General features: G+C 54.2%; 22 protein-coding genes. 11 read left to right on the top strand and 11 right to left on the bottom strand.

Annotated elements, in window-relative coordinates; all coding sequences use genetic code 11:
* The first annotated feature begins 202 nt into the window (after window positions 1-202).
* Together NF683_RS11100 and NF683_RS11105 are read left to right on the top strand one after the other, a co-directional pair.
* Window positions 203-979, top strand: a complete 777-nt coding sequence (locus tag NF683_RS11100; RefSeq protein ID WP_089039044.1) for a 5'-nucleotidase, lipoprotein e(P4) family — start codon at window positions 203-205, stop codon at window positions 977-979.
* 366 nt (window positions 980-1,345) lie between these two features.
* Window positions 1,346-2,776, top strand: a complete 1,431-nt coding sequence (locus tag NF683_RS11105; RefSeq protein ID WP_089039043.1) for an esterase-like activity of phytase family protein — start codon at window positions 1,346-1,348, stop codon at window positions 2,774-2,776.
* Window positions 2,777-2,849: 73 nt separating this feature from the next.
* On the opposite strand, the gene NF683_RS11110 is transcribed toward NF683_RS11105, so the two are convergent.
* Entirely contained in the window at window positions 2,850-3,773 is a 924-nt protein-coding gene (locus NF683_RS11110) for an ion transporter (RefSeq protein ID WP_089039042.1), read from the bottom strand.
* 29 nt (window positions 3,774-3,802) lie between these two features.
* Window positions 3,803-4,711: a CYTH domain-containing protein gene (locus tag NF683_RS11115; RefSeq protein ID WP_089039041.1), complete on the bottom strand. Its 909-nt coding sequence runs from the start codon at window positions 4,709-4,711 to the stop codon at window positions 3,803-3,805.
* A gap of 135 nt (window positions 4,712-4,846) precedes the next feature.
* Here NF683_RS11115 and NF683_RS11120 point away from each other — a divergent pair, with 135 nt between their 5' ends.
* The 3 genes from NF683_RS11120 to argA all read left to right on the top strand — a co-directional run bounded on the left by NF683_RS11120 (window position 4,847) and on the right by argA (window position 8,265).
* Window positions 4,847-5,527, top strand: coding sequence for a TIGR00153 family protein (locus NF683_RS11120; RefSeq protein ID WP_089039040.1), 681 nt, complete (start codon window positions 4,847-4,849; stop codon window positions 5,525-5,527).
* Window positions 5,528-5,536: 9 nt separating this feature from the next.
* Window positions 5,537-6,802 (top strand): inorganic phosphate transporter, encoded by a 1,266-nt coding sequence (locus NF683_RS11125; protein WP_089039039.1) that lies wholly within the window; start codon window positions 5,537-5,539, stop codon window positions 6,800-6,802.
* 146 nt (window positions 6,803-6,948) lie between these two features.
* Window positions 6,949-8,265, top strand: coding sequence for an amino-acid N-acetyltransferase (argA, locus tag NF683_RS11130; RefSeq protein WP_253920015.1), 1,317 nt, complete (start codon window positions 6,949-6,951; stop codon window positions 8,263-8,265).
* 189 nt (window positions 8,266-8,454) lie between these two features.
* On the opposite strand, the gene xseA is transcribed toward argA, so the two are convergent.
* Window positions 8,455-9,795: an exodeoxyribonuclease VII large subunit gene (gene xseA / locus NF683_RS11135; RefSeq protein WP_089039037.1), complete on the bottom strand. Its 1,341-nt coding sequence runs from the start codon at window positions 9,793-9,795 to the stop codon at window positions 8,455-8,457.
* Window positions 9,796-9,970: 175 nt separating this feature from the next.
* Here xseA and guaB point away from each other — a divergent pair, with 175 nt between their 5' ends.
* Complete coding sequence (gene guaB / locus NF683_RS11140; RefSeq protein WP_038481789.1) at window positions 9,971-11,440, top strand: IMP dehydrogenase; 1,470 nt, start codon at window positions 9,971-9,973, stop codon at window positions 11,438-11,440.
* Window positions 11,441-11,536: 96 nt separating this feature from the next.
* Complete coding sequence (gene guaA / locus NF683_RS11145) at window positions 11,537-13,114, top strand: glutamine-hydrolyzing GMP synthase (RefSeq protein WP_253920016.1); 1,578 nt, start codon at window positions 11,537-11,539, stop codon at window positions 13,112-13,114.
* 686 nt (window positions 13,115-13,800) lie between these two features.
* Here the strand turns inward: guaA and NF683_RS11150 are convergent.
* Genes NF683_RS11150 through NF683_RS11170 form a run of 5 tightly spaced genes read right to left on the bottom strand, consistent with a single transcriptional unit; the run spans window position 13,801 to window position 19,563 of the window.
* Complete coding sequence (locus NF683_RS11150; protein WP_089039036.1) at window positions 13,801-14,781, bottom strand: extracellular solute-binding protein; 981 nt, start codon at window positions 14,779-14,781, stop codon at window positions 13,801-13,803.
* Between the two features lie 11 nt (window positions 14,782-14,792).
* Complete coding sequence (locus NF683_RS11155; protein ID WP_253920017.1) at window positions 14,793-16,457, bottom strand: ABC transporter permease; 1,665 nt, start codon at window positions 16,455-16,457, stop codon at window positions 14,793-14,795.
* Entirely contained in the window at window positions 16,450-17,451 is a 1,002-nt protein-coding gene (locus tag NF683_RS11160; protein WP_089039034.1) for an ABC transporter ATP-binding protein, read from the bottom strand. Before NF683_RS11160 ends, NF683_RS11155 begins: the two co-directional genes overlap by 8 nt.
* Window positions 17,452-17,467: 16 nt before the next feature.
* On the bottom strand, window positions 17,468-18,340 hold the full coding sequence (locus NF683_RS11165) for a phosphonopyruvate hydrolase (RefSeq protein WP_089039033.1): 873 nt from the start codon (window positions 18,338-18,340) through the stop codon (window positions 17,468-17,470).
* Window positions 18,337-19,563: a pyridoxal phosphate-dependent aminotransferase gene (locus NF683_RS11170; RefSeq protein ID WP_089039032.1), complete on the bottom strand. Its 1,227-nt coding sequence runs from the start codon at window positions 19,561-19,563 to the stop codon at window positions 18,337-18,339. Before NF683_RS11170 ends, NF683_RS11165 begins: the two co-directional genes overlap by 4 nt.
* A 122-nt stretch (window positions 19,564-19,685) precedes the next feature.
* On the opposite strand from NF683_RS11170, the gene NF683_RS11175 reads away from it, so the two are divergent.
* The 3 genes from NF683_RS11175 (at window position 19,686) to NF683_RS11185 (ending at window position 22,031) form a co-directional block, all read left to right on the top strand.
* Complete coding sequence (locus NF683_RS11175; protein WP_089039031.1) at window positions 19,686-20,552, top strand: LysR family transcriptional regulator; 867 nt, start codon at window positions 19,686-19,688, stop codon at window positions 20,550-20,552.
* A 90-nt stretch (window positions 20,553-20,642) separates the two neighbouring features.
* Complete coding sequence (locus NF683_RS11180) at window positions 20,643-21,407, top strand: CPBP family intramembrane glutamic endopeptidase (protein ID WP_089039030.1); 765 nt, start codon at window positions 20,643-20,645, stop codon at window positions 21,405-21,407.
* 24 nt (window positions 21,408-21,431) lie between these two features.
* A complete protein-coding gene (locus NF683_RS11185) occupies window positions 21,432-22,031 on the top strand; it encodes a lysozyme inhibitor LprI family protein (protein ID WP_089039029.1) in 600 nt (199 codons plus the stop codon).
* Window positions 22,032-22,150: 119 nt separating this feature from the next.
* Here NF683_RS11185 and NF683_RS11190 read toward each other — a convergent pair whose 3' ends face one another.
* From NF683_RS11190 to NF683_RS11200, 3 genes are all read right to left on the bottom strand, one after another.
* Window positions 22,151-22,492, bottom strand: coding sequence for a LysR substrate-binding domain-containing protein (locus NF683_RS11190; protein ID WP_232471505.1), 342 nt, complete (start codon window positions 22,490-22,492; stop codon window positions 22,151-22,153).
* Between the two features lie 102 nt (window positions 22,493-22,594).
* Entirely contained in the window at window positions 22,595-22,894 is a 300-nt protein-coding gene (locus NF683_RS11195; RefSeq protein ID WP_089039028.1) for a type II toxin-antitoxin system RelE/ParE family toxin, read from the bottom strand.
* On the bottom strand, window positions 22,894-23,142 hold the full coding sequence (locus NF683_RS11200; RefSeq protein ID WP_089039027.1) for a type II toxin-antitoxin system ParD family antitoxin: 249 nt from the start codon (window positions 23,140-23,142) through the stop codon (window positions 22,894-22,896). Before NF683_RS11200 ends, NF683_RS11195 begins: the two co-directional genes overlap by 1 nt.
* Window positions 23,143-23,292: 150 nt before the next feature.
* On the opposite strand from NF683_RS11200, the gene NF683_RS11205 reads away from it, so the two are divergent.
* Window positions 23,293-24,426, top strand: coding sequence for a Fic family protein (locus NF683_RS11205; protein ID WP_089039026.1), 1,134 nt, complete (start codon window positions 23,293-23,295; stop codon window positions 24,424-24,426).
* The last annotated feature ends 48 nt before the right edge of the window (window positions 24,427-24,474 follow it).

A 24,474-nucleotide genomic window follows, 5' to 3' on the forward strand; every position in this document is an offset into this window, starting at 1 on the left:
TGTCTCTCCATCACCTAAAATCCACAAAATCGTTAAACAAGGCATGCGTATCAACTTATTCATTTAGCGCGCTATCTTTCTTATTTGAATGATCAATAAAAATAAATTATGATGATTATGCTTATTATTGATAATTAATAATGATGGATGGTGTGGGATTCCCCTCTTAACCTGATAACCATCACTGACAGGAGATTGCTTAATGACGATATCTCGATACCGCAACGCTGCCACTGCAACCGCATTTGCAAGCTTGGCGCTACTTCCTTTATCAGGGAACGCAGTAGCCGACGACGCTAGCGCTTGTGATCAAGTTGAGTACGCCATGGGGCTTCGTTACCAACAGCAATCCGCAGAAATAACTGCTTTACAGCGCCAAGGCTTTGAACTGGCGACCTATCGCTTGGAAAAACAAATTGAGGCGCATGGTGAGGGTGCCGATTTGGCCATCATTACCGATGTGGATGAGACGCTCATCGATAATAGCGCTTTGCTAGTGCGCGATATGCAGGCCTGCCACGACTTCACTACTTGGGATACTTGGTTGCATTGGGAGCGCGAGGGCGAGCCACGTTTGATCCCAGGCGCGAAAGACTTTCTCGAATTTGCCGATGAGCAAGGTGTGTCGATCTACTATGTGTCGGATCGCTACCAAGAAAATAAAGCGGATACGCTGGCCACTATGGAAGCATTAGAGCTTCCCCAGGTATCTGACGAGCGCGTCATGCTACTTGGCCCACCCAAGACCGAGCGTCGCGCTATCGTCGAAGACAGTCATACGTTGGTGATGCAGTTGGGCGATACGCTGCATGACTTCTCGGGTGATTTTGTCGATGCAAGTCTTGAAGAGCAGCGCGACCTAGTTAACGACCACGCCGAGCGCTTTGGTCAAGACTGGATTGTTTTCCCCAATGCCAGTTACGGAAGCTGGAGCGACGCGGAGCTTAACGCGTGGGAAGCACCGTTTGAAAGCGAATAAAATGTAACCACTTCCATCGTGCCGTTACTATAGAGGAGACGCCCTGGTTAATAGCCAGGGCGTTTTCCTTATTAGCCCCGCAAGTTGTCCCCGTGCCGCTAGTCACTAACATGTCATTCACCTGTCATTGGTTGTCACTAAATTATCGTGGTGGCCGTGAACATAGCGATATGCCATAACAAATCGAACCTTGTCGGTGTGAGCGCGTTTCAGTTAGACAGCTGTGACGGCGCCACCCCCATTCGATATTCCTGCCACTAGACTTTTCGTAACTTGCCTTGCCCTGGGGCACGCTGGAAATTGTGCCTGTGGAGGCGGCTGAGACGCCAACGGGCGTCAACCTGTATTCAATAAGGAAATCAACCAATGAACCGTCATAAGCTTTTTATGGCATCCTTACTGACGTCCTCTCTGCTGGTGGGCTGCGCTGATAACGCTAACGCTAACGCTGATGACACCAATGCCTCCGTGTTCGACAGCTTCCCCGCCGCTGGTGTGTTTCTTCCCCACAGCGTATTACGGGATGATCTACTAGATGGCAAATCTCAGCAGGCTTTTGAGATACGTAATGGCGGCTTTGGGTCGGCAATGACGGCTCATCCCACGGATTCAACGCGCTTCTATGCATTGACTGACCGCGGCCCCAATGCCAATTTTGTTGGTGACTATGGCAAGGGGAAAATATTTCCGACACCGGACTATACGCCCCGTATCGGCCTGTTTGAGCTTCAAGCGAACGGTGTGATCGAACAGGTTGCTACCATTCTGCTTAAGCGCCCCGATGGAACCGAGATCAGTGGTCTGCCTAACAGCTTGGCACTCGGTGGAACAGGTGAAACCCCTTACCATGCCAATGGCCAGCCGATCTTAGTAGACGATAGCCAGCCCTATAATGAAGTTACTAATCCGATCCGCTTGGATGATTATGGTCTGGATGGCGAAGGGCTGGTGGCGCTATCGGACGGCACCTTCTGGGTTAGCGATGAGTACGGTCCGCACATGGTCCACTTCGATGCCGAAGGTCGTGAAATCGGTCGAATCAACCCCTTTGCCGACGATGACCGGGTCGAGATGAACCTGCCAGCAGAGTTTGCCAATCGGCGTGCCAACCGAGGTATGGAAGGGCTGGCTATCACACCGGATGAGACAACGCTGGTAGGCATTATGCAGTCCACTCTGTACAACCCGGGCAGTACGGTGAAAGACCTGGATATCACCCGCATCGTTACAGTGGACCTGGACTCGGGCGAGACTGGACAGTACCTCTACCGCCAAGAGCAAAATCAGAATTCCAACTCAGAGCTTGTTGCGCTGAGCGCCACTGAGTTTTTGGTGCTTGAACGAGATGGCCGTTTTCTAAGCGGTGGTCCCGACGGTGTCGAGGCCGCGACACCGGATGCTCAGAAGCAGGTTTATCGCATTGACCTTACCTCGGGCACCAATCTTGAGGCGGTCTCAGCCAACGGCGACCTGAAACAGGATGCCGAACTGGGGCTAACCTTGGCAGGCAAAACCTTGGAAGAAGTGGTTCTAGAGCAGGGGTGGGGCGCTCTGGCCAGCGCTGGAATTGAGCCAGTGAGCAAGTCTCTGGTGGTGGATATGGTGGCGGAAGTCAACTATCCCCACGATAAAATGGAAGGTCTATGGGTGATTGATGACCAACGCCTGGGGGTACTGAACGACGATGATTTCGCCACCTGGTCCACCGATGGTCAACTCGAGCAGAAAATGCTGGACGCTAACACTGTGGATGGCGGCCGCCTGTTTATTATCGAGGCCGACCTGAGCACCGATTGATCAACGTAACGGCCTAGCAATCACATAATCTCCCTAAATGAATTACTGCGCGCCCTGGGTTTGGCTATTTTGGTTAGCTGTCCTGGGGCGTGTTTGTGTCTTCGTCTCCCCCGTGGCTATCTTTTTCTTTTTGGTCTGCTGCTTTCTTACGCGGGTCTTCGCTTTCTTCATCCAGCCAGGTGCCACAGCGCAGGCAGTAACGAGCGCGCTTTTCATGGCGGTCATGGCCACAGCCGGGGCAGGCTTCTTCTGAATAACGGTCTTCGCGAATAGAGCGGATTACCTGGGCGGAAAATACCCCGGTAGGCACGGCAATAATCGAATACCCCAACAGCATCAGAATCATCGTGATCGCTTTGCCTATCGACGTGGCGGGGACAATATCGCCGTAGCCTACCGTGGTCATACTCACGATCGCCCAATACATCGACATAGGAATGCTGGTAAAACCGGCTTCTGGTGACTCGATGGTGTACATCAGCGCAGCAAACAGTATGACGACCATCATGATGCTGCTAAAAAACAGCAGGATTTGACGAAGACTGCGTCTAAGCGCATCGAGTAGTAAACGCCCCTCGCCGATAAACTCCATCAATCTCAAAATCCGGAAAATGCGTAGTACCCGCAGTACCCGTACGATGACCAGCCCGTGAGCACCAGGCACCAGCAGTACTAACCAGGCTGGCAAAATCGCGATCACATCGACAATACCGTAGAAGCTTTTTAGGTAAACCGTTGGGCGCTCTAAGCAGTAAATCCGCACCGCCAGTTCAATGCTGAAAAGTAGCGTAAATAGCCACTCTGCATAGTAAAAAATGTGCCCGTAGCGTTCGGAGTAACTCGCTACGCTGTCCAGTAAAATGACCGCCACGCTGATCAGAATGGCGATAATCAGCGCAATATCAAACCCTTTGGCTCCCGGCGTATCGGACTCGAAAATAATATGGAAAAGCCGTGTGCGCAGTCCTTCTGCACCGGGAGTTAATTGAAAACTCATCGCGACATCCTGAAGTGGGCTGAATGTTTCTAGCGTAGCGTGGTTTGATAGGCGAAGCGATGCGCCAGGGTTAACGCAGCAGCGCCATAAGCGGGCGTTGGGTGGCCATTATCAGTCAGTGCTGTGGTCAGCGTCTGAGCGTTACGGCGGGTACCTTCATCCAACTGCGGATGGGTCGCCAGTGTGGCTAACGCCTGCTGTGCAATGGTTAAGTGTTCCGCAAGGCCACTGTCGTGGTAGGCGTCCAGCGCCACTGTGGCTCTGTGTAGCCACTCAGCCGGTGCGTCAGCTTCAGGTAGTGACCACTGCTGCACGCCTAACGCATTGCCGCGAGCGGCTTTGCTGGTATCCGAAGGGCGCAGCGGTACGCTTTCCGCGAGCGTTAATGCTAGCCCCCAAAGCGCCTCTGGCTCACCCGCTTTTAGTTCCAGCTCGACCTCGCAAATAGCTGCTTGAGCACCACCGCTGACAATCTCTCCTTCGTCCAACACGAGCTCGATATGGCTGCCCTGCCAGTCGATTTGCCAGCTGCGCCGGGTAAAGTCGGTGCGCAGCGCAGGTTGTAGCGCGGAAATGACGGTGCCTAGTGAACCGTTGAACGGCGGAAGGGCAGCCAAGCCATGCTGGTCAAGCTGTGGGCTAGGAACTTGCCACTCCCACTCTTGTCGGGTAGAAAGGCCGCCACCACCATGGCCGGCGGTTTTCACCGTTTGCAGCACGCGATCATCAACTTGGCGTAAGCGCACGGCAATCCGTGCATTCGCCATATCGCCCGCAGGGGTATCGAAATAGGTGTTCGAAAGATGTTGCCGTTGGGGTGTTTCGGCTAGTGCTGCGTGGCACAGCAGCGTGTTTAGTTGAGCTGGCGCAAGGGCGAGTTTAAGCTCTATTTCGGTAGGCGCTGAAACAGAATCAGCAGTAGATGTTGAATTTTTCATGACATTAGCCACCTTTGTATTGTGACGTTTCAATTAATTTTTCATGACATTGTGAACTTTTCATGACGGCGGCGAGCGCACTCTTTATACTGGCGCCGCCATTTCCAGGCTCCCCGAAAACAGGCTAAAGGCTATATGGTTACCTCCAACCCTTTTTCCGCGATGTTTGGCCGCTCGCCATTCCAGCCGCTGCTGGCCCACATCGTCAAGGCCAATGAATGTGCCGACCAACTGTTGCCGTTCTTCGAAGCATCGCTTGCCGGTGATTGGGATACCGCAGCTGTACTGCGTGAAAACGTTACCCGCTTAGAGCATGACGCCGACACGTTGAAAACAGAGCTTCGGCTTAACCTGCCCAATACGATGTTCCTTCCCGTCTCGCGGTCCGACTTGCTCGACCTTATCAGCGTGCAGGATAAAATCGCCAACAAGGTGCGCGACATTACCGGCATTATGCTGGGGCGTAAAATGCGTGTGCCCAATGAGTTGGCCGATCCCATGCGCGATTATATGCGTACCAGCGTGGCGTGTGTGTCCCAGGCTCGCCAAGCGCTTGAAGAGCTGAAAGAGCTGCTTGAGTCCGGTTTTGGACGCAATGTTTCCGATGTTATTCAGAATATGATCCGTGAGCTGCACACACTTGAGCACCAAGCCGACAGCCAGCAGATCGCGATACGTCGCCAACTGTTTGAGCTTGAAAGCCAACTTCCGCCTGTTGATGTGATTTTCCTTTACAAAATCATTGAGTGGGTCGGTGAAGTTTCTGATCGCGCTGAACGCGTGGGCAGCCGCCTACAGATTTTGACCGCACGCTAAGGGGTACCCATGCAGATTATTGCCCAGCACGGTGAAATTTTTATCATCCTGGCCTGTTTGTTTGGCTTTTTTATGGCTTGGGGCGTTGGCGCGAATGATGTTGCCAATGCGATGGGGACCTCGGTGGGGTCGAAAGCGATCACCATCAAACAAGCAATTTTGATTGCGGTAGTCTTTGAATTTTTAGGCGCATGGCTGGCGGGTGGTGAGGTGACCAACACCATTCGTAAAGGCATTATCGACCCAGAATTGCTCCAGGAAGATCCACAGTTACTAGTGTACGGTATGTTATCAGCGCTGCTAGCAGCGGGTACTTGGTTACTGGCAGCATCGATGAAAGGTTGGCCGGTTTCCACGACGCATTCCATTGTAGGTGCCATTGTGGGCTTTGCCGTAGCGGGACTGGGTGCCTCTACGGTTGATTGGGGCGCTGTTGGCACCATTGCAGCAAGCTGGGTCGTTTCTCCTCTTTTAGCGGGTACTATCGGCTTCGTGCTGTTTAAATCAGTGCACCACCTGATTTTTGAAAATGATAATCCCTTCACGGCTGCCAAACGCTATGTACCGGGCTACGTATTTTTGGTTGGTTTTATTGTGGCGATGGTCACGCTAACCAAAGGTCTGTCTCACGTTGGGCTGGACCTGACCTTTAGTCAAAGCCTGCTGCTGTCTATCTTGTTAGGACTTGTGATCATGGGTGTAGGCCTGGTGATGCAGCGTCGTATCAAGTTCGAGAAAAATGTCAACGACCACTTTGGATACGCCAACGTTGAACGGGTCTTCGGCGTATTAATGATCTTTACTGCGTGTGCCATGGCGTTTGCTCACGGCTCTAACGACGTTGCGAACGCGGTTGGTCCGCTAGCGGCGGTCATTAGCGTGGTGCAAACTGGCGGCCAAATTGAAGGCTCTGCGCTAGTGCCCTGGTGGGTATTGGTACTGGGCGGTGCTGGCATCGTGGTGGGCTTAGTAACTTACGGCCACAAAGTCATTGCCACCGTGGGAACCGGTATTACTGAGCTTACCCCCAGCCGTGGCTTTGCCGCCACGCTGGCAGCCGCGACCACAGTGGTATTAGCTTCCGGCACGGGTCTGCCGATTTCAACCACCCACACACTGGTGGGGGCGATATTAGGCGTAGGGCTTGCCCGGGGTATGGCGGCGCTTAACCTGCGTGTTATTGGCACCATCGCCATGTCCTGGCTGATTACGCTACCTGCCGGGGCTGGTTTGGCTATTCTGTTCTTCTTTATGTTCAAAGGCATGTTTGGTTAACAGCAAGGGGTAACCCCGCCCAATACGTGACTGCTTGGCCAAACGCACAGCGGCATCTTCTTTTACACAAGAAGGTGCCGCTGTTTTTTATGCTCTGTTAAAGTAAACGCTGATACTTTCATTCACCTGCTGCCGGAGAGCGGCCCTTGGACACACGCTTCCCTTTTGTTGATTGGTTTCGTAACGCTTCCCCTTACATTAACGCGCACCGGGGACGAACCTTTGTCATCTTAATTGAGGGCGAAGCCATGGCGTCTGGCCGAGGAGAGCAGCTGATTCAAGATTTAGCGCTGCTACACACCCTGGGGGTGCGGCTAGTTGTGGTGTTTGGTATTCGCCCACAAGTGCATGACGCATTGACGGCTGCCGGTGTCGAGCCAACACGGGTGGATGGCCGTTGGGTAGCTGACCGAGCGGTGATGGCCCACGTGGAACAGGTGGCCGCGCACCAGCGCTTATGGCTAGAAGCTCGTCTTTCCTTGGGGCTGCCTAGCACGCCACTACACGGTGTAGAGCTTAGCGTGATTTCCGGCAACTTGGTGACCGCTAAGCCATTAGGGGTGCGTGAAGGCATCGATTTTGATCACAGCGGTGAAGTCCGCCGAGTGCGTTCGAGCGCTATTGAAGGGCTGTTGGAAAAAGGCTCACTGGTGCTGCTGCCGCCGCTGGGCTTCTCCAGCACAGGTGAAGTGTTTGATTTAGATGCCTCGGAAGTCGCACAACAGGCTGCCGTCGCGCTGAAAGCGGATAAGCTGATTCTATTAGGCGAGTCGGAAGGGCTTGAAGACGAACACGGTGCACTATTGCGCCAGCTTTCCCCGGCAGAGGCCGAGCCGTGCCTGCAGCAGGCGTTACCGGGCAGTGAGCTGGCACGCCACTTGAACGCCGCCTGCACCGCCGCCAGGGAAGGGGTGGCGCGCACCCACCTACTTTCCTGGCGCAACCACGATGCGTTGCTAGGGGAGTTATTCACCCGTGACGGCGTTGGCACGATGATCACCCAACACCGCTACGAGCAACTGCGCCCAGCCACGTTGAACGACGTCGCTGGCCTGCTAGAGCTGCTGGAGCCACTGGAGCGACGTGGCATGTTGGTGGCTCGTTCGCGGGAACGCCTAGAGCACGAAATCGACGACTACATGGTCATCGAACGTGATGGCATGGTGATTGGCTGTGCCGCACTGCATGTTTTTCCAGACACCACGGTGGGGGAAATGGCCTGTGTCGCGGTGCACGGTAACTATCGCGGCGGTGAGCGCGGCGAGCGCTTAGTGGAAGCGTTAGAACGCCGCGCCCGGCAGCGTGGGCTTTCCGAAATGTTTGTGTTAACTACCCACACGGCCCATTGGTTTGTGGAGCACGGCTTCCGTGCTGCTAGCCTAGATGATCTGCCACCGCTAAAACGCGAAGCCTACAACCACGCCCGTAAATCCAAGGTGTTGGTGAAGACGCTGGCAGGATAGAACGTAGTGATTCGTGAGGGGCAAATCGTGCGCCATCAGCGGCAAGACCTCCTGCTGCAGCTGAAGTAAGTATTGCCACGTTATATTAAGCGTGGCCAGTCAACCGATAGTCCCATGATGGTCATCATGGGATAGGAAGCAACATAAGCAAGTGTAACCGCCCTTCAATAAGATGTTATTCCCACAGCGCTACTGCTTGTAGCGCCGTTTTACTTCTACGTTTAGCCGACCTTCTCCCAGCCGTAGCGAGAGCTTCTGGCCTGGCGCGGTGTCCTCTGCCCGGCGGATGACATGGCCTTTTTCATCCTGGGCAATGGCATAGCCACGCCCCAGCACCGCCAGTGGGCTGATGGCATTTAGTTCACGGGCGGCGCTACTCAAGCGTGCCTGACGCACTTCCAACGTCCGCTGCATAGCGCTGGCTAAACGGCGTTGCAGCTGACTAACACGCTCTTGCTCTGCGCGGTGCAGGCGCACCATGTCTTGGCTGGATAAGCGTTTGCTTAACTGGGTGACCCGCGCTTGCTGCTGATAAACGTGTTGCTGCATGGCGCGCTGCAGCCGTTGGCAAAGGGCGGTAACGTGCTGGCGTTGACGCTCAAGCTGCTCGCCTGGGTGGCGAAGGCGGGCGCGCAAGGTATCCAACCGTTGGCTATCGCGCTCTAAGCGTGCCTGCATGGCACGCTGTAAGCGGTTTTCGGCCTGGGTTAATTGTTGCTTAAGCGCATGTTGGTCAGGCACTAAACGTTCGGCCGCTGCTGACGGGGTAGGGGCGCGCATATCGGCGGCGAAATCCGCCAGGGTGACATCCACTTCGTGACCCACCGCCGACATCACTGGCAAGCGGGAGTGAAAGATCGCCCGTGCCAGATGCTCGTTATTAAACGCCCACAGGTCTTCTAAGCTACCGCCGCCGCGGGTGATCAGCACCACATCCTGGTCAGGGTCTAAGCGCGCCTGTCGGTTCAGTAACCCCAGTGCCGAAATCATCGCAGGGGCGGCCTCGTTGCCTTGTACAGGCACTGGAATCAGCGTGACATCTGCCAGTGGCCAGCGCGCCGCCAGTACCGCCAATACATCGCGAATCGCTGCGCCGCTGGCGGAACTCAATATCAAAATTTTGCGGGGAGGAAAGGGCAGGGGGCGCGTGTTGGCAAACACGCCTTCGCCTTCCAGCTGCGCTTTTAGGCGCTCAAACGCCGCCAGCAGTTCCCCCAAGCCCGCCGCCTGTACGGCGTCGGCAATCAACTGATAATCGCCGCGCGGTTCGAACAACGAGACCCTGCCGCGCAGTTTTACTTGATCGCCATCACGCATAGGCGCCGATACAAAACGCACCCGCTGGCGAAACAGCGCACAGCGAATTTGTGCCCGGTCATCCTTCAAGGTGAAGTAAATATGCCCAGACGCCGGGCGGGAAACATTAGAAAGCTCGCCTTCTACCCACACTTCGCCCACATCGCGCTCAAGGGTCTGTTTGGCGCGCTGATTCAACTGACTAACAGAAAGCGCTTGTGGTGTATCGGGCATAGAGCAACCTTAAAAAGAGAGTGAGCGAGCGGGTAGCTTTCGTAAGAATCCTAGCTTATTAGCCATTGGTCTGGATTGAAAACCTTCTTCACATTGCTGGAAAGGCCCTCAAAACGCTATAATAGGGGATTAACTTTCCACGCCCCACTTCCTCTTCTATCAGGGTGTTGCCGCTATGCTACGTATGGCCCAAGAAGCACTTACGTTCGATGACGTACTCCTCGTTCCCGGCTTCTCCGATATTCTGCCCAAGGATGTCAGCCTCAAAACCCGCCTGACCCGCAATATTTCACTCAATATCCCGCTGCTTTCCGCTGCAATGGATACCGTTACCGAAGCGCGTCTAGCAATTGCGATGGCTCAGGAAGGCGGCATTGGCATTATCCATAAAAGCATGACCATGAGTCAGCAAGCCGCTGAAGTGCGTAAGGTTAAAAAGCACGAAAGCGTGATTGTAAAAGATCCAGTCACCGTTAGCCCTAAGGCGAAGCTGGATGACCTGCTGGCGATGGCGCGTGAGAACGGGTTTTCTGGCTTCCCCGTCGTAGAAGGCGAAACCCTGGTGGGTATTGTGACCGAGCGTGATATGCGCTTCCAGCCCAACCACGGCGACAGCGTTGCGGACATTATGACCCCCCGCGAGCGCTTGGTTACCGTCAAGGAAGGCACCGACCTTGAAACCAGCAAAGCCAAAATGCGCGAACACCGCATCGAGAAAATGCTGATCGTCGATGACGAGTTTCATCTGCGCGGTTTGGTAACTTTCCAAGACATCGAAAAAGCCCGCACTTACCCGATGGCTGCCAAAGACAGCGACGGCCGCTTGTTGGTAGGTGCAGCCGTTGGCACTGGCCCGGAAACGCCTGATCGCGTTGCTGCGCTGGCTGAAGCCGGTGTCGATGTGATCATTGTTGATACTGCCCATGGCCACTCCAAAGGCGTTATCGACCGCGTGCGCTGGATCAAAGAGAACTTCCCCAACATTCAAGTGATTGGCGGCAACATTGCCACCGGCGCTGCCGCTAAAGCGTTGGCTGAAGCGGGCGCAGACGCCGTTAAAGTGGGCATTGGCCCTGGCTCTATCTGCACCACACGTATTGTGGCAGGCGTTGGCGTTCCGCAAATCACTGCAGTGTCTAACGTCGCGGAAGCGCTGAAAGAGTTCGATATTCCGCTGATCGCCGACGGCGGCATTCGCTTCTCGGGTGATTTAGCCAAAGCCATCGCCGCTGGCGCAAGCGCCGTGATGGTCGGTGGCCTGCTGGCCGGTACCGAAGAAGCGCCGGGTGAAGTTGAGCTTTACCAAGGCCGCACCTATAAAGCCTACCGTGGCATGGGCTCCATGGGTGCCATGTCTCAGAACCAGGGCAGCGCCGACCGCTACTTCCAAGATAAGAGCGAAGGTGCCGAGAAGCTGGTGCCGGAAGGCATTGAAGGCCGTGTACCCTATAAAGGCATGATGGGCGCTATCGTTCACCAGCTGATGGGCGGCCTGCGCGCTTCCATGGGTTACACCGGCTGCCGCAGTGTTGAAGAAATGCGCACCAAGCCGGAATTTGTACAAATTACCAGCGCTGGCTTTAACGAATCCCACGTTCACAACGTGCAGATCACCAAAGAAGCTCCCAACTACCGGGTGAGCTAACCAGCACGTTTAGTTAAATGGCGCGGCGGGCATTGCCCCGCCGCTTGCTTTTTGGCCTTAACAGCGGCACCCACACCGCTTAACCGAGACCCCGCCATGAGTGACATTCACGCCCATAAGATCCTGATTCTCGACTTCGGCTCCCAGTACACCCAACTGATCGCCCGCCGTGTACGTGAGATCGGTGTGTTCTCCGAAATCCGCGCCTTCGACATCACCGAAGAAGAAATTCGCGAATACAACCCTAACGGCATCATCCTGGCCGGTGGCCCGGAATCGGTGACCGAGTTGGATTCCCCGCGAGCACCGGCGTGCGTGTTCGAAATGGGCCTGCCGGTATTTGGTATCTGCTACGGCATGCAGACCATGGCCGAGCAGCTTGGTGGTAAAGTTGAAGGTTCCAATCAGCGCGAATTTGGCTACGCCCAAATTCAAATCGACGGCGACACCCCGCTGTTCAAAGACATCAAAGACCACATCGATACCGACAGCGGCAAAGGCCTACTAGACGTATGGATGAGCCACGGCGACAAGGTCTCCCAGGTGCCTGACACCTTCACCGTGACCGCTTCCACGCCGAGCTGCCCGATTGCCGCCATGGCTTGGGAAGAGAAGCAGTTCTATGGCGTACAGTTCCACCCGGAAGTGACCCACACCCTGCAAGGTCAGCGCATTCTTGAGCACTTCGTGCTGGATATTTGCGGCGCTGAAAAACTCTGGACGCCTGCGCAAATCATCGAAGACCAAGTACAGCGCGTGCGCGAGCAAGTGGGCGACCGCCATGTACTGCTTGGCCTTTCCGGTGGTGTCGACTCCTCGGTTGTGGCGGCGCTGCTGCACAAAGCCATTGGCGACCAGTTGACCTGCGTATTCGTCGATAACGGCCTGCTGCGCAAAAACGAAGGCGACCAAGTGATGGAAACCTTTGCCAAGCACATGGGCGTGAAGGTGATCCGTGTCGACGCCGAAGAGCTGTTCCTGGGCAAGCTGCAGGGCGAAAACGACCCGGAAGCCAAGCGCAAGATTATCGGCAACACCTTTATCGACGTATTCGATGAAGAAGCGAGCAAAATTGAAGGCGTCGACTTCCTGGCTCAGGGCACCATCTACCCGGACGTGATCGAATCCGCTGCCTCTAAAACCGGCAAAGCGCACGTGATCAAATCCCACCACAACGTTGGTGGCCTGCCGGAAACCATGAAGCTCAAGCTGGTAGAGCCGCTGCGCGAACTGTTTAAAGACGAAGTGCGCAAACTCGGCCTCGAACTCGGCCTGCCTTACGATATGGTCTACCGCCACCCGTTCCCTGGCCCCGGCCTGGGCGTGCGCATCCTCGGTGAAGTGAAGAAAGAGTACGCCGACATCCTGCGTGATGCTGACGCCATCTACATCGAAGAACTGCGCGCCGCTGGTTGGTACGAAAAAACCAGCCAAGCCTTCGCCGTGTTCCTACCGGTGAAATCGGTAGGTGTCGTCGGCGACGGCCGCCGCTACGAATGGGTCATCGCGCTACGCGCGGTCGAAACCATCGACTTCATGACCGCCCGCTGGGCGCACCTGCCCTACGAGCTGCTGGAGAAGGTCTCCAACCGGATTATCAATGAGTTGGAAGGCGTTTCTCGGGTGACTTATGACGTGAGCAGCAAGCCGCCTGCTACTATTGAGTGGGAGTAGGTCGGTTATTGGTGAATAAGACAAGCCCCTGCAATGCAGGGGTTTTTATGGCCTTCCCATGCCTTGTGTCGTCTGAAATGAGAAAGGCACGGGAACAGACCCCTTACTAAGCGTGTTCGGGCTCTACGATATCGGCTTTAAAGGTATGTAAGGTCGGTAATGATACGCTGGTCTGGACTTCCATAGCCTGTACTGCATCACCTTGTCTTTTAACGCAGTGATTTGCTTGTAGCCAAAGTTGCTATTGAAAATGTGAAGAGCACCACATGCTGGTCATCGAAACGGTTGTGTTTAAGAGCCATGGGGTATGACTATAAAACCACACTGGCGAGCCTAGCGGGATGCTCTTGAAGGAAGTCAGGTCAAGGATACGCCTAGTAATGTCGGGCAGCATTTTGCTTCAGCTAAGTGGGCTTGGTCCTGGCCTGAGTATGGTATGGATGACTTGTTTATGCTGAATATTAAGGCTCAGGTCGCCGCGTAAGACGGCACAAGAGTAATGAACTTGCTAAGAATATCTCAGGCAATTACTTCTCATTCAAGGTGTAAATCGTAGCGAGCGGGAATGTCCGCCGTTACCGATGTGCAGGTATTTACAAGCTGTCTTGTTGTATGTTGGCGAAATAGGGGAAAGTGAGCGGAAGGGGGAGAATAGAGCGCCCCTCTGGAGCGCTCCGAGGGGCAGGTTATTGCGCGGCGTCCAGTGCATCTTGCCATATGTTAATCAGCAGCTCGCGCTGTTCACCTGCTTCTTGTTGATCCAGTTCGAATACTTCAATCTGTTCCAGGTTGGGCAATGAGGAGACTGCGTTCAGGTCAATATCGGAGCGGACTGGACGGCGGTAGCTGCTTTCCAGTATGGCTTGTTGAAATTCTGCAGATGTTAGCACAGCATACAGCTTGCCGGCCGCTTCAGGGTGCGGCGCGTCTTTCACCATGAACAGACCCTCAGGTGACAGGAAAGTACCTTCCTGGGGATAGATTAATTCAATGTCTTGCTGGCCACCTGCTACATAGCGATAGGCCGCATACTCAATGGTGATTCCCACAGGGTATTCTGCGTTAGCCACGCCGCGGTAAACGCTGCTGGATCCGCCTGTAACCACCACATTCTCGGCCAGTTTACGCACGCCTTCTTCGCCATACTTCTTGTAAATGCCAAATAGCTGCAAATATGCGGAACTGGAGGCGGTCGGATCACCAAACGCAATACGCCCTCGATAACGACCGGACAGAAGATCTTCCCAACCTTTAGGGGCATCTCCATCCAGTTGGCTGGCGTTCGTCATCAGTACCACAACATGCACATTGGAACCGGTCCAAAGGTGGTCTGGTCCATTCAGGGCTGCCAGAACAGGTAGCTCGGCGCTGGCTTGAACCGGCTGCATCAATTCAGTGTAATCCGCTAGGGTACCAAACCCGCTGCTCCAGAATACATCGGCCTGGGGTGCTTGGCTTTCGGCACGAATTCGCTGCAACAAGGTTCCAGTACTGGCTGTGACAACATTGATTTTAAGTTCCGGCTCCAGTTCATGCGCAACATCCAGCACTGTCTGTATTGCATCTTCACTATTAGCGGCATAGAAGGTCACTTCTTCGTCCGCTTGGGCCGCTGCGCTAAACGTCATAGTCATTCCCAGCAAAACACCTGCATATACCTTTTTCATAAAGCCTCCAGTCAGGCAAAAAGTTTTAGGTTAAACACTCGGGTTGCAGCGATGACCGGCAGTAAAATAAGGCTGATCATGATCACACCATAGGCGGAGGCCATGGCCATCATGTCACTGTCGATCAAACGGAAAATCTGAATAGGGAGGGTTTCCTGTCCGGCGGAATACACCACGATGCTGGAGTTAAGCTCTGCCACACTGGTTGCCCACATCAACACACCGGCTGCAGCGATACCTGCAGACATCAACGGCAGGGATACCTTGAAGAAAGTTTTACACGGTGACACTCCCAGGCTGATAGAGGCAGCTTCCAGGCTGCCATCCACATTATGCAGGTTGTTGGCAGCATTGCGCACAGCAAAAGGCAGGCGGCGAACGGAATAAGCCAATACCATCAGCATGGAGCTGCCTGCCAGTCCCACCGCGAAGCTGCTGACACCTTGCGCCAGAGCGATACCCAATACCGTACCGGATACGGCCAATGGCAACATGGCAATGAACTCTAGTGCTGGAGATAGGCCACCACGTTTTTTCACCGTGGCATAGGCCACCAGGGTGCCCAGAATAACTCCGATCAGTGTTGCCAAAGCCGCAAAGCTAAGCGAATTAAGAATGGTCCCCATACCATAGGTCCAGACACGCTCAAAATTGTCCAGAGTCCACTCGCCCCATTGCATTACCGGGCCCTGAGCACGAGTAAAGGCACCTACCAGCAGCAATGCCAGCGGCAGCAGTGAACCAATCACGACCAGTAAAACCGGCAGGGTATGCAGCCAGGCTGAAAGCCCTGTGAGCCGTTTGGCCAGCAAGGGGCGGCCCTGGGCCATTTCATAGTGTCCCCGTCCCAAAATCCAGCGTTGGGCCAGCATGACCGAGACCAACAGCAGCGTAGAAACAGTTGCCAGTGTGCTTTGCATGGCGGGGTTAAAGCCAATCTCACTGAGGAAGGTTTTGTAGGTCAGGATAGACAGCAGTGGAATCCCGTGCCCCAGTGTCATGGCGATGGCAAAGTTACCCAGTACCAGTGTGAATACCACCAGGGCTCCGGAAATGATCGCCGGGGACAAGAGCGGTACCAGCACTTTCAGGCGTGCCTGAAATTCTGACAGACCGAGGTTGGTCGCGGCTTCCAGCAACTGACGGTCAAAGCCTTTCAGCGCCGACAGTGCCGCCATGTAGACGTAGGCGTAGTAAGTGAATGTCATCACATACACCATGCCAAACCAGCCATAAAAGCTGGGTAGCTCCATCCCGAGATCCGATAAGGCGCGCGTCAGGACACCGTTGTTGCCAAATACCAGTAACCAGGACTGCACACTGATGATTTCAGGTATCACGATGATGCTGATCGGCAGTAAGCTCAGCAACCTTTTGCACGGAAACTCGTAAACCTGAGTGATATAGGCCAGGGAGGCGCCGAGTATGGATGCCGTCAGTGTCACCAGGGCTGCTAGAAGCATCGAATTAAACAGCCCTTCAAGGTACTCAGATTCGCTGAAAAACGTGCGAAAGCCTTGCAGCGAAAAACCTCCATCCACTCCCTGAATGCTCATCAGCAAGAGGTTGACCAGTGGCAAGGCAATCAGGAGCGCCAACAGAATCAGCAGGACAATACTCAGGCTGCGCCAAGAAAATAGGTAAACCAGCCAGGATGAACAGCTCGAACTAGACACGGTGCATCCTCTTTGGAAACGCCAGATAAGCTCGGTCTCCTTCATTGAGCTCAATCTGATGGTGAGGATAAGGACTATCCACACGCAGCTGATACACTTCGCCTTCGTATGCCCACTCGACCCGGTAGCTGGTTTTATAGCCCAGATATTGCGCAGAGCGTACCAGTACTTGTTGGCAATCCGGGTGTGCCGAACGGTGCAGTATCAGTTGTTCCGGACGCACTACCCATTGTTTTCGAGATGCATGGGCATCTGTTTGTTGCACATGGGAAGGCAACAGATTAGCTGAGCCGATAAAGTCCGCGACGTAAGCATTGGTAGGGGTGGCGTATACCTCTTTGGGCGTGCCGACCTGCTCAATCTTGCCAGACTGCATAATGGCGATCTGGTCTGACATGGCCAAGGCTTCTTCCTGATCGTGGGTCACAAATACTGTGGTAATACCACTCTCGCTCTGCAGGCGGCAGATCAACTCTCGCATCTGTAAACGCAAGCGAGCATCTAGATTGGAGAGAGGTTCATCCATTAGCAGCAAGCGAGGTTTGATGACCAGGGCGCGTGCCAAGGCGACACGCTGCTTCTGACCACCGCTCAACTGGGCAGGAAAACGGTCGCGATAGTTGCTCAAGGCAACTTGCTCAAGTGCCTCATCCACGCGAGCCTGAAGTTCGCCTCTGGCAATTCCCCGGGCCTTGAGGCCATAGCCGATATTGTCAGCGACGTTATGGTGTGGAAACAGCGCATAGTCCTGAAACACCAGCCCTATATCGCGTTTGTGTGCTGGCAGTCGGGTCACGTTCTGCTGCCCGAAGCGGATCTCTCCGCCTGCAGGGGTTATGAAACCCGCCAAGGTACGCAGCAGGGTTGTTTTACCGCAACCACTGGGTCCCAGGAGTGTAAAAAAGCAGCCTTGATCAATGTGCAGGCTGAGCTGCTCGATGACCGTTGTCTGTTCATACTGAATGCTGAGGTTGTTGATATGGATATCAGACATGATCGTTACCGGATACTTAACGCAGATATAGGCGCTCCAGGTCACGCATCTTAGCGTCCCCCTGAAGTTCAATGATTTCGTTGACGCTGGTGAAGTCGTCCGGCAAGCAATGAATACCTCCTTGCTCCCTGATTTGCCGGAAGATTTCACGCATTGCCCAGGTCGCGCTGCGAATGGCATGATTGCCATAGATCACGATGCCAACCTTTTTAAGGGCCCGGATATCGGCTTCGCGCAATTGGGGATATGCAGTCGGTACCAGAACCAATGGTGTATCCAGATCCCATCGCTCGACAAAGGCGAGTATTTCGTCAGGCGTTGTCTGTTTAGAATGCACCAGCACCGCATCAGCACCGGCACCGGCATAGGCCTTCGCCCGTTCCAACGCTGTTTCAATTGACAGTCCAGCAATCAGTGCTTCGGTGCGCGCGATCACCACAAAGTCCGGATTTAGCTGTGCCGCTTTACAGGCGCGGATCTTGCCTTCAAACGTGGCCACATCTACTAGCACCTGACGTGCGTTTTCACGCAAGCTGGTGTCCTTGGGAAAGGTTTTATCCTCTACGACTATTGCTGCCACACCGGCTGCCTCATACTGCGGCAGGATGTATCCCAGGGTCACGGCATTGCCAAAGCCGGTGTCCAGGTCAGCAATGAGCGGTATGGTTGTTACGCTGGCAATCGCCCGCATCATTTCCAGGTGTGTCCCGAAGGGCAAGATATTGGCATCCGGTACTGCATAGCTGGCAGACAGCTCAAACCCGCTGCCCCAAAGGCAATCAAACCCTGCTTCTTCGACCAGTCTGGCTGAGAGTGGATTGTGCACAGCCATGGCAGTTTGCATGTGCCCGGCTTTTAGAAATTCACGTAACTGTCGGCTTCTGTTCATGCGTTATCCCTCGTCATCAGGCTGTTGCAGACGACTGCAATACGACGCATGGCTTCTTCCAACTGCGGTAATGCATTGCCGTAAGACAAGCGGAAGTATCCTGGCAGATCAAAGGCACTTCCGGGGACCACCGCCACGCCAGCTTCCTCCAGTAGATAAAGCGCTACATCCTGATCGGTTTGTAGTGTCTGGCCCGAGGGCATTACCAATCCCAGCAAGGATTGGCAGTTAACGAACATATAAAAGGCTCCTTGCGGAACACGACAACTGAGCCCGGGGATTTGCTGTATCGACGTCATAACCAGATCCCGACGTCGTGTCAGCTCAGCCACACAGTCGGTGATAAAGGTATGCGGCTGTTGCAGGGCACTCAGCGCTGCCGCCTGGCTGATGGAGCTGGCATGGGATGTAGACTGGGACTGCAGCAGATTCAGTGCCTTGATCAATATCTCCGGTCCTGCACAGTAACCTACGCGCCATCCTGTCATCGCCCAGGCTTTGGACAGCCCATTGATCGTCAGAGTGCGCTCCAGCAGTTCCGGCACGGCGGCAGCAAAACTGGTGAAAGGCTGATCGTCATAGCGCAGGTGCTCATAGATTTCATCTGTAATCACCCATACTTGTGGGTAATCTTGCAGCACGTCACCCAACGCCCTGAGTTCCGAGCGGGTGTAGAGTGCACCTGAGGGGTTGACGGGGTTATTCAGTAACAACCATTTGGTGTTGTCACTGATTGCTGCGCGTAGTTGCTCGGGCGTCAGTTTGAATCCGGCCTCCTCTTCACAACGCAAGAGATGGGGTTCTCCGGATGCCAGTCGCACCATTTCTGGATAGGACGGCCAGGAGGGAGTAGGAATGAGGACTTCATCTCCTTCATTCAGCGTTGCCTGAAAGGCATTAAACAGGATTTGCTTGGCCCCACTGGCAACCTGTATCTGATCAAGTGAGTAGTTCAGGCCGTTCTCAGACTGGAGCTTGTGCTGCACCGCCTGACGCAGCTCGGCGCTACCCGCAACCTCTGTATAACGGGTTTGTCCCTGATCCATCGCAGTACGGGCCGCTTCACGGATAGGCTTAGGTGTATCGAAATCAAGCTCACCTTGGCTCAGGGTAATGATGTCATGCCCCTGATCTCGCAGTTGTTTTGCTTTCAGTGTCACCGCTTTGGTTGCTGAAGGGTTGGCTGTCAAAACGCGCCGAGCCAAGAAAGAGTTTATGGTCATAAGAGTGCCTTTTCCAAACTGCTGAATCGTGAAAGAGGGCGCAGTATGGTGTGAGGCCCTTGCATTTTAATGACAAAAAACGCTCTAATTGATAATAACTCATGTTGGATTGACTTTTTGTTATGTCAAAGTCCGAACTACCACTGAATGCTATTCGTGTCTTCGTCACCATTGTCCAGAATCGCAGCCTGACGCTGGCTGCACGTGCGCTTGGCATTTCACAAAGTGCTGTCAGCCGTCATCTGTCGTCTTTGGAACACTATGCCGGCCAGAAACTTATTGAACGTGCTCCGTTTAAGCTCACGCCGACCGGGTTGCAGTTTTTCGAACTGGTGGAAGAGTCTGTCGGAACGATTGAAATGGCTGCACGTCAGTTGCCACAGGTGGCTAATGCTCCATCCAGCCTGCTATTACGGACGTCCATGGCTAGCTTCTCCATGGCGGTATTAGTGCCGTTGATTGCGGAATACACACGACAAACACGTGTGGAGGTTAGCCTGCTGACCTCCATGTCACAGCCGGAACCTGATGATGAATTTGATATTCTGATTTCCCGGGATCTGAAGTTGAACAGCACAGACCACTGGCAGCTGTGCGGGGAAGAGCTAGTTTGTGTGGGGGCTCCCGAACTGGTGAACGCTTATGCGATGCAGACGCAGGTGCATAGTTGGCCCATGATCAAAACACGTTCACGACCGGATGTTATTCCTTTCTGGAGTCAGACTCGGGAAGTGTCTGCTGCCGCAATCCAGACCAAAGCCACCTATGACCATCTTTACCTTTCGGTCGCGGCGGCAGTGGCAGGCATCGGCTTTTTAATTACGCCTGAAATACTGGTGCGTGAACAAATCAAGCTTGGCTCTTTGGTAGCGGTGCACGCTCCCCTCAGGTATACCGCGCAGTACTCTGCTTTTATCAACCGATCCAGCCTGAAAGTGCAGCTGGCCATCGATTTTTGCCGCTGGCTTAAACTACAGCTGTACGCTTAACTGAACTCAGGTGCCTAATATCTGGTGGAACTGGCGTCAGTCGACACAGACCAGATTGAACGGTGTGAATAGGTGAAAAGGTTTACGCCCATGAGTGCGAACGATCTTGCGGCCAACACTATGTTGTTCTTCGAGAGGCAAGACTTGGATTTGCCTTACTATCGGAGGTTTCCCAACGGCTTCAGCCTGACAGGCTGGGGCATCGTGCTTGCAGCCGTCGCGGTCTCTTTCGTCGTGCTCATCGTCGCCCAGCCATTGTTCCACAGCGGCTTCGGCGGTTTCATCCCTCCGCTGTTGTTCGTCCTCATTCCTTTGGTTGCGGTCGCCGCAGTCGGCGGCGCCAAGGCGCCGTTCGCCTTGTTCCGGCCGCTTGGTCTTAGAGATATCGGACTCATCGTACTGTTCTTCTTGCTGAACGTGATCGTGACGATCGTCGTCGGCACCCTGATCAACAGTGTGTTCCACACCGCGGCGAATCCGGTGGGGGACATGTTGACGACGGCATCTGGGCTAGACAAGGTCCTATTCTTTGGCTGGAGTGCTGTTCAACTGTTGGGCGAAGAAATCTTTACCGTCCTGATTTTTCTCGGTAGCCTCGCGCTGCTGCACCGAGCCATGCCGCGTAAATCCGCTTTGTGTCTCGCTGTGCTGGTTGCGTCGATCATCTTCGGGCTGGCTCACTTGCCGACGTATCAGGGGAACATGGCGCAGGCCGTTGCGCTCATTCCGATCCGAATCGTCCTGCTTTTGCCTTACCTTATCACCCGTAATATCTGGGCCTCGACCGGCACCCATATTCTGAACGACTGGACGACGTTCGGTATGGTTGTCTATGCCGGGATGCAGGCGGACTGAACCCCATCAAGAAAAGGAAAACCGATGAATATGCGATCCCTCTCGATCCTCACCTGTTTGGCGCTGGTGCCCGCTGTAGGACTGGCGCAAGAGGGGCCCTCCTTCGATTGCGCGCAGGCCGAAAGTTCTGCGGAAAAACTGATCTGCGAAGACACCGAGCTGGCCGCGCTGGATCGGCGTCTGGCCGACCGGTTCGCCGCGGCTGTCACTGCGGCGCAGGGTCTGGACGTGGGAGCTGATGAAACCACCGATACCCTGCGCGCCATGCAGCGCGGCTGGATCTCGGGCCGGGACGAGTGCTGGAAGGAGCCCGACCTCAGGGCTTGCGTCAAGACCGAGTATTTACAACGCGAGGCCGAGCTGGTGGCTGAACTGATGCTCGAGCCGCCGTCACAAACTCTCGAACTGGTCTGCGGTCAGCGGGCCCTAACTGTGGATACCTTCGCAACCGAGTTTTCCGGTATCCGAGTCGAAGAAGGCGACAGCGTTTACATCGGGGCGCAATTCGCTGCTGATACCCCCGGTACTTACTACCTGCGTAGCGCCGGAGGGCTGGTAATGGGCGACGGGGCACCGCGTGTCAGCGATGTCTATGGCAAGGAAACGACCTGCGATATTCGCTGATCGGCCTCGCGTCAAACACTTGAGGGTTTCAAGAGGCCGTCTGATGACGGCCGGTTCGGTTTAGTCTAAGGAGAAAGCTCAGTTCATGCCTTAGAACACGGCAGATTGGAACATTGGTATTAAACCTGTCGCGGGTTAAGAGGTTTTCGCCCCCAGTGCAGGTCCAGAGCATCGCGTAACACCGTGAGCTTAGCCGAGCGTTGGCGTGATGGCGGGTACAGCAAATGAAACGGATACGCTTGCGGGCGGAATTCTGCTAAGACTTCTTTGAGTTCACCTCGTGCCAATTGAGTGCTCACCACGCAGCGCAGTACTTGTATTATGCCTAGGGCGGCGTCGACCAATGGATCGCCATGGTCAAAGCACACGTTGCCAGTCAAATGTTGATACTCAGTACTTTTTCCGTCAATGCGAAAGCGCCATGGAACAGCGGCAGGCGTATTGGTGGGCGGCAGCGCCAACGGTCGGCTTGCTTGGAAGGATGCTAATGGCAAAACGCTGAAGGCTATTCAGGATGTGCGCTTGGCAAACATTTAAGTAGGCCGTCGTTAAACTATTTTGGCTCATTCAGGCAGAAAATATGAAACGATATCCATCTCTTTGTGAGGAATGCCAATGATTTCAATACATTCCTGGCCGATAAGATAAAAGATAACGTGCTGGCCCTGAGAGTAGCTGTAATAACCCTCGCTAACATCCGAGCGGTGCTTTCCCAACTGGGGATTTTCTGCGAGCCAGTGAAACCGTTTTTCAAAATTCTTTAGATAGGTATTTCGTTGGTTCTTGCCCCATTGCCACTCCGTATAGCGGCCGATATTTTTTAAATCGTCTCTTGCCCTTGGCGTGATACGGAAGCTGAGCATTACGTTTCACTATCCAAATCGTTGATTAATGCATCCATCGAAAAATCATCCACGAATTCACCGGTTCTTGCTTGCTCTGCACCTTGGGCCAAGTGAGTTCGAAGCGCTTCAAGTTTGCTTTTGCGCTCTTCCATTGCACGTAACGCATCACGCACAACCTCACTTGCCGAGCCGTAGCGTCCGCTAGAGACTTCGTTTCTGATAAAGACTTCCCAGTGCTCCCCTAAGCTAAGACTGGTGGTAGCCATGATTTGCTTCCTATATTCAAAAGTAACAAATATGAACATAGGTATGTTTGACAAGAAAGACAATACTCACAAGCTCTCTGACTAGCCTATGAGCCGAATATCAACCATAATCGGCTCATAATATGATCTGAATAGGCGGGCAATCGGCTCATGTATATCTGGGAACAGCGAAATTGGCCGCGTTTTGAGTGGGATGAGCCTGCTTTACGACCTACGTTGGATGCCTTGCGGTTACTGCAGGGCCGGGTGTTGGGTAAAGCAGAGGCTGTCCACGGTCAGGCCGATTTGGATGTGGAGATGGATGCACTGATCCAGAATGCGATTCGTACCAGCGAAATCGAAGGTGAGCGCCTGGATGTTGGTTCCGTGAGGTCTTCCGTTGCGCGCCAGCTGGGTTTAGAACAGGCCGGTGTCTCTGCCAGAACAACACCGGAATCTGAAGCACTCGTAGAGCTATTGCTGCAATCCACGCACCAGTTGGATGAGCCACTTTCCCGCGAACAGTTGTGCCTCTGGCAATCCATGCTTTTTGTGCAAGGCCCCGGCGTGCTTGGCAATGTACGAGTAGGCGAGCTGCGTGGGGATCACCCCATGCAAGTGGTGTCGGGGCGTCTTGATCAACCTAATGTGCATTTTGAAGCTCCGCCCCGTGGGCAGTTGGAGGCTGAGCTGGATGCCTTTATTACTTGGTTCAACCAGCCGCCGCAGGGGCTTGATGGGCTGGTTCGCGCGGGCATTACCCATCTATGGTTGATTACCTTGCACCCCTTTGATGATGGCAATGGGCGCGTCACTCGTGCAGTCACCGACCGGGCGCTTGCACAAGCAGAGCGTCAATCGGTGCGTTTCTACTCTCTAAGTGCAGCGATCATGTCGCGTCGTAGAGCTTACTACGATTATCTCGAAAGCACTCAGAAAGGCAGCCTAGATATTACGCCGTGGTTGTTGTGGTTTCTGGATACGCTGAAAGAGGCGCTTGAGCAGGCGCTGTTAAGAATCGACCGTGTGTTAATGAAAGCCACCTTCTGGCAGCGCCATGCCACTACCGTGCTGAACGAACGGCAAATCAAGGTGCTGAACCGCTTATTGGATACAGCAGGGGAGGGGTTTGAGCAGGGCATCAATGCTCGTAAGTACCAATCGTTGGCCAAAGTGAGTAAAGCCACCGCAACGCGGGATTTGGCCGAGCTGCTGGAAAAAGGCTGCCTTTCCAAGCTTCCCGGCGGTGGGCGCAGTACGCGCTATACGGTGTTACTTGGGCAAGCTTATGAAGGCACGCAGTAAGTAGTGGGCTTGGTCAGTGAGATCATATCGCTTGCAATGAAAATCGAC

This window comes from Halomonas sp. MS1 (assembly GCF_024182575.1).
GTDB lineage: Bacteria > Pseudomonadota > Gammaproteobacteria > Pseudomonadales > Halomonadaceae > Vreelandella.